This is a genomic window from Metabacillus rhizolycopersici, from assembly GCF_020075705.1.
In genome coordinates, this window is record NZ_JAIQUM010000162.1 from 1 (window position 1) to 3,755 (window position 3,755).

Consider the following 3,755-nt stretch of genomic DNA (forward strand, 5'->3'; position numbering starts at 1 on the left):
GCCATCCAGCTCCAGCGCCTAGCCCCTCTTGGGTCTAAGCCACTTTTGAATTGAAGGCAAAGTACACCTTCTATTCAAAAGCGTCTTATGCTTGTCGGGGCTGATCAAGGCGCTTGCGCTTTTGTTCTTAAGGATTAGAGTTATGAGAACGATTATTCCGGTTGATTGTCATTAAAGAATAACCAATTTCTTTACTTATGATGTTCTATTTGACAATTGTGTATACAAATGTATACGATTAAGTTGTAATGGTTCGTATACAAACGTATACAAAGGAGAGGTGTTTATAATGAGAAATGAAGAATATAAGGATTTTAAAAAAGAGGGAAATCATCGTGGTGAACGTTATAGAGGCAAAGGCCATAAATCTCACCAGCGTGGTGCAAAAACGTTTCGTCGAGGAAGAGCGATTGCGTTTTTAGAAATATTGAATCTTAAACGTTCGACATTGAAAAAACAGTTAGAGACACCAGAGCTACAATCGATTAATCCAATTTTAGTCGGTGAATTAAAAGCCATCGATACTGTCATCAATGAATTTGTGCAATTATTTGAACTACATGAAATAGAAGAAATGGAAATAGATGAAAAGAAAAATGAAGGATCGGAAACGTGTAAAGAGTCACTAACTGATGGGGAGAAAGTAGATGAAGAGGATGAAAAAAACTAACGATTATATTGATGTAGTATTTCATAAGCAAGACGCTCTTTTAGAGGTAGTCCTTTCCTCGATAAAAGAAAATGGAATGCGTTCCATGTCCGTATCTCCTTCTTCTGGAAAACTTCTGACCATGCTTGTTTCCATTTCAGGGGCTAAAAATGTTTTGGAAATAGGGGCTCTTGGGGGATATAGTGGAATTTGTCTTGCGAGAGGATTCGGTGGAGAGGGAAAATTAACGTCTCTTGAGCTAATGGAGAGTTACGCAGAACTAGCACATCAAAATCTATCGAAAGCTGGCTTTGGAGAACAAGTTTCGTATATGACAGGAGAAGCCTTACAAAGCCTTGAAAAACTTGTTGGTGAAAATAAGCAATTTGATTTTTTCTTTATCGACGCTGACAAAGGAAATTATGAAAATTACCTAGAATACTGCATAAGACTAGCAGAACCGGGTTCTTTAATCGTTACTGACAACGTACTTGCGGGCGGGAGTGTGGTAGATGAAAATGCTAAACAGAAAAAATACACGGAGTTAATGAAGAATTTCAATGAAACTGTAGCCAATCATCCTCAATTGGAATCACTGCTTCTTCCAATCGGCGATGGTATGACAATTTCAACAGTAAAGAAATAAAAAGAAAATCTGTGGTACTCGCTTTGGGTACTGTAGGCCAAAAACTGAGAAATGATTTTTGCGGATTTTTTGTGTTGTTCCACAACCAGGAGTGATTGTGGAACAACATTTTTGTATGGGTTTAAAATAAAGTTACTACTATCGAACGAAATAAGAAAAGCATGGCAAACTTAATGAGCATTCATTTCTTCTACAATCTCGTCTCCACTTAGATTAGAAAAATAATAAGTTGGCCAATTGTCTAATTCATTTAAGAGAGTGTTATGATCTTCATCTCCAAAATAAATATGGTAATGCTCTGCTTTTGTTGGATAAATACTATGATCACTGAATTGAACATGTCTTGGTGCACCATCTGCTTCTCCAACTAAATCAAATAAATAACGGACACCTTTATTTCCGGATTCATAAGTCAAAATTTCGTATCCATGATACTCATATTCTCCTGTTTTACCTTCGCCATTTTTATAAAATGTCATCGTATCATCTTTTATCACGACTCGTTCAATGTCTGTTTCATACCCAACCTTATAATAGTCTTTGTACTCTTTAAAGGTTTTATCTTTGTTTGTTTCTACTTTTTTCTGTAAGACCTCATCTAACGTTCCATCTAATAAGTATGGATAGACTGATTGCCAGTCGCCTTCCCAATCTGATAATTCCCGATCTTCCACTTCGTCATCCTCAAATATCCCTGAATAGATTTCTTTCTGCTTTTCATCAGCGTGATCATGGTCATGGCTATGAGAATGGTCATGATCATGATTGCTATCTTCTGTAGATTCAGAATGAGAATCAGAAGAAGTAGGTTCAGAAGTTGAGGAAGTATTTTCGACAGGCGTATCTCCTTTTTCTTGACAGCCTACAAGGACCATGCCCAATAAGAAAAACACAAATATTGATTTGATCAGTTTCTTTTTCATAAATAAAATATCTCCTTTTTAATAAATGGTATAAATCGTAATCATTACTATTAATACTTTGTGAATATACTATGTTTTAAATTTTTCGTCAATATAAAACGTAATGATTATGATTTGTTTTTTGTAGTGTTTATCTTTTCTAGCCAGAAGACCTTCATCTTCAAGATGAGATAGCGGATAAGTGGGGGATAAATAGCTTTTTTGTCGAAAAAATTTTTGTTCAAATATGGTAAATCGGATAAGCCTTTTGGTATAATGAAAATACACAAACACTTGTTCTGAAGTTAGTGAGGGATGAAGGAGTTTATTTTAACAAAAGTAGATGTAGATACCATATCTCATGCGCTTCTTTTGTTTAAAGGAATTTCCTGATAAAACTGAATAACTTTCATAGATGAAATAAGAAAGGGCGTATATATTGGAAAAGAAGGAATTTTGGAGATTAATTGAAAAGTCCAGAGATTTTGATCAAGCTGAATGGTTAACAGAGGAATTAGTTCAAAGGGGATTAAAAGAAGCATTAGACTTTGAATTTTTATTTCAACAATTAATGAACACTAGTTATCAATCTCGTTTATGGGGAGCGGCATTTGTTTTGATGGACGGCTGTTCTGATGATACTTTTGATTATTTTAGAGGATGGCTGATTGGACAGGGAGAAGAAATATATAACAAAGTAATGGAAGACCACGAATTTTTAGCAGAATACATAAATGAAGATAATCTTGATGATGAAGGCTTCCCTCAAAATGAAGAATTGCTTTCGGTTGGAATGGATACCTATACGCTTATAAAGACAGGTGATATTGAATGGGACGACGATATATATGATGAATTAGTAGAAGCTCTTGACAAGAAGGGGCTACAATCAGTAACTGACATAGAATTTGATTGGGAAGAAGATGATTTGGAAAATCTATTTCCTGTTCTATGGGAAAGGTTTGGAGAAGATCCACTAGGATAAAAAATATAAAACGGTCTAAAGTAAAGTTCCTGAAACATTATGTATGTTAAGTAGCTCTTTTTGTCTACATTCTACGAGACAAGCTAAGGATAGAATGTAGATAAAATAAAAACAAAAAGGAGACACTTTTATGTGCCGAAACATTAAAACATTATTTAATTTCGACCCCCCAGCTACCGATGAAGAGATCCATGCAGCATCTCTTCAGTACATCAGAAAGATAACGGGCTATAATAAGCCATCAAAAGTGAACGAGGAAGCGTTTAATCGTGCAGTTAATGAGATCGCAATGGTTTCTAGAAACCTATTGAACACGTTGGAAACCAGTGCTGAACCTCGGAATCGTGAAGTCGAAGCTGAGCGTGCGCGTGAAAGAGCAGCTAAAAGATTTGGAACGAATTAGTGAGAACAAAAGAATAGAAAAATTATATATAATTTTTCTATTCTTTCATACTGTTGAAAAACAAAATTGTCTATGGACAAAATGCGAAAATCTCGATAAAATCCCTCGTAAATCAAATGAAAACGAGGGATTTTTGTATGTATTTCACCTATTCAAATGTAGAGATTGAA

The 3,755-nt window shown here is 35.1% G+C and carries 5 protein-coding genes; 4 read left to right on the top strand and 1 reads right to left on the bottom strand.

Annotated elements, in window-relative coordinates; genetic code table 11:
• Positions 1–289: 289 nt before the first annotated feature.
• Together K9V48_RS27335 and K9V48_RS27340 are read left to right on the top strand one after the other, a co-directional pair.
• On the top strand, positions 290–670 hold the full coding sequence (locus K9V48_RS27335; RefSeq protein WP_224142217.1) for a hypothetical protein: 381 nt from the start codon (positions 290–292) through the stop codon (positions 668–670).
• Positions 657–1,295: an O-methyltransferase gene (locus K9V48_RS27340; RefSeq protein ID WP_224142221.1), complete on the top strand. Its 639-nt coding sequence runs from the start codon at positions 657–659 to the stop codon at positions 1,293–1,295. The genes K9V48_RS27335 and K9V48_RS27340 overlap by 14 nt, the downstream gene beginning before the upstream one ends.
• Before the next feature lie 170 nt (positions 1,296–1,465).
• On the opposite strand, the gene K9V48_RS27345 is transcribed toward K9V48_RS27340, so the two are convergent.
• The gene (locus K9V48_RS27345; RefSeq protein ID WP_224142218.1) at positions 1,466–2,218 is read right to left on the bottom strand and encodes a metal-binding protein ZinT; all 753 of its coding nucleotides are present in this window, start codon (positions 2,216–2,218) and stop codon (positions 1,466–1,468) included.
• 418 nt (positions 2,219–2,636) lie between these two features.
• On the opposite strand from K9V48_RS27345, the gene K9V48_RS27350 reads away from it, so the two are divergent.
• Both K9V48_RS27350 and K9V48_RS27355 read left to right on the top strand, forming a co-directional pair.
• Complete coding sequence (locus K9V48_RS27350; RefSeq protein WP_224142219.1) at positions 2,637–3,182, top strand: DUF4240 domain-containing protein; 546 nt, start codon at positions 2,637–2,639, stop codon at positions 3,180–3,182.
• A gap of 130 nt (positions 3,183–3,312) precedes the next feature.
• Entirely contained in the window at positions 3,313–3,585 is a 273-nt protein-coding gene (locus K9V48_RS27355; RefSeq protein ID WP_224142220.1) for a DUF2277 domain-containing protein, read from the top strand.
• Positions 3,586–3,755 lie beyond the last annotated feature (170 nt).